The sequence below is a fragment of the Micromonospora sp. ZG13 genome (assembly GCF_059359355.1).
On the sequence record NZ_JCADBQ010000038.1, the window covers coordinates 1 to 2288 of the forward strand.

Sequence of the window (2288 nt, forward strand, 5' to 3'; positions counted from 1 at the left end):
CCCCGGTGCGACACCTGCACACCCTTCGGCCGACCCGTCGACCCCGACGTGAAAATCACATACGCCAACTCGTCGAGGTCGATCGGCCCGGGTAGGGCCGCGCGCACGGCACCGTCGGCCGTGGCCTCCTCGACGCCGTCGTCCAGGGTCCCGTCCACCCGGAGCACGTCGACCCCGGCGCCGCCGAACCGGTCGGCGTACCGCTGCGAGGTGATCGCGACGCGGGCACCGGCGTCGGCGAGCATGGCCGCGATGCGACCCGGCGGGTACGACGGGTCGACCGGCACGAACGCCGCACCCGCCTTCCACACCCCCACCATCGACGCCACCAACTCCACACCCCGGTCCAGCAGCACACCCACCACCGCACCGGCACCCACACCCCGGCCGACCAGGCTCCGCCCGATCGCGACCGCGCGGGCGTCCAGGCCCGCGAAGTCGACCGAGCGGCCACCCGGCTCGGACACGGCCTCCGCCGACGGCGTCTGCGCCGCCCGCGCCTCGAACTCGTCCAGCACCGAACGCGACACCGCCGACACCGCCGACGCCCCGTCGGCCAGCACCACCGACACCTCACCCGCCGGCAGACACACCACCGACGCGTCACCGTCCACGTCGGCCACCATCGCCTCCAGCACCGCCCGGTACATGCCACCGAGGCGCAGGACGTTGGGGTAGCTGACCTGGTGCGGCCGGGCCAGGATGTTGAGCACGCCGCCGAGCGTGGAGACGTGCAGGCCGAACTCGCCGCTGGCCTCGTAGATGGCGTCCTCGAAGTCGACCCGCTCGGTGTCGACCTGTTCGAAGTCCAGGTAGTTGAAGAGGATCTCGATCGGCCGGCGTCCGTCGCCCAGGCGCTGCACGGCCGGCAGCGGGTAGCGGCGGTGCGGCCACAGCTCCAGCTCCCCGGCGAAGGTGTTGCGGATCAGCTCCCGCCAGGTACGCGCGCCCGCGTCGTGCACGAACGGCAGCGTGTTCAGGTGCATCCCGTAGACCCGGTCGGCGCCGGTCACCTCAGGCCGGCCGTGGCTGACCAGCCCGCTGGTGAACACGGGCTCGGCGGTGAGCTGACTCATCACCTTCAGGTGCGCGGCCAGCAGCACGCTCTTCAGCGACGTGTCGGTACGGCTGGCCAGCTCGCGCAGGTCGTCCATCAGGTCGTGCAGCGGGACCCGGGTGCCGCACTCGTACTCCGGGACCGACTCGTCCTCGCCCCAGCCGGCGGGCAGCTCGAAGACCGGCCGGGCGACGACGCCCTGCCAGTAGTCGCGGTCCTCGGCCGACGCCAGCGCCTCGATCTCGCCGGCGACGAAGTCGGCGTAGCGGACCGGGGGTGCCTCGAACGCCGCCGGCGCGCCGGTGTCGCGCAGGCTGCGGTAGTTGTCGAGGATCTCCATCAGCAGCGAGTGGTGGCTCCAGCCTTCGAGGATGCCGTGCGACATGGTCAGCACGAACCACCACGTGTCGTCGCGGCCGGCCGCTCCGGCGATGCGCATCTGCGGGACCTGGTCGGGGGTGAACGGCCGGGACCGCTCGGCGGCCAGGTACGCCCGCAGTCGGTTCTCGGCCTCCTCGTCCGTGCCGTCGCGCAGGTCGAGCAGCGTGACGTCGACGGGCACCTCGGCGTGCACGAGCTGCATCGGCACCGAGAAGCCGGTCAGGTCGAACGACGTACGCAGGATCTCGTGGCGGTCCACGACGGTCCGCACGGCGCGGCGCAGCGCGTCGCCGTCGAAGGCGTGCTCGTCGCGGATCGGGAACGCGGACACGTTGTGGTAGGTGCGCCGCTCGGAGTCGGAGAGGGTGACCACCAGCATGGCGAGCTGCACCTGCGCGCACGGGTACGCGTCGGCGAGCCCGGCGGGCAGCCTGGCCCGGTCGGCGTCGTCGAGCAGGCTGAACGGGGCGACGGCCCGGAACGCGGGCGCTGCCTCCTGGTCGTCCCCGCCGGCGAGGTGCGCGGCCAGGGCGGCGACGGTGCGGTGCACGAAGACGTCGCGTACGGAGACCGGGTGCCCGGCGTTGCGCAGCGCGCCCACGAGCGCGATGGCGCTGATGGAGTGCCCGCCGAGGTCGAAGAAGCTGTCCTGGGTGCTGACCTGCTCCAGGTTGAGCACCCGGCCCCAGATGCCGGCCAGCTGCGCCTCCAGCTCGGTCGCCGGGGCGACGTGCTGCCGGTGCGTCGGCTCGGCGGTGTCCCAGAGGGCCGCGCGGTCGACCTTGCCGTTGGCGTTGAGCGGGATCGCCTCCACGGCCACGAACTCGGCCGGGATCATGTACTCCGGCAG

Annotated in this window: 1 protein-coding gene; it reads right to left on the reverse strand. The window is 72.9% G+C overall.

Translation table 11 applies throughout. The features are described 5' to 3' along the window. The coding region (locus AC5L34_RS29420) for a condensation domain-containing protein (protein WP_494827901.1) at positions 1 to 2288 on the reverse strand (2288 nt) is incomplete at both ends.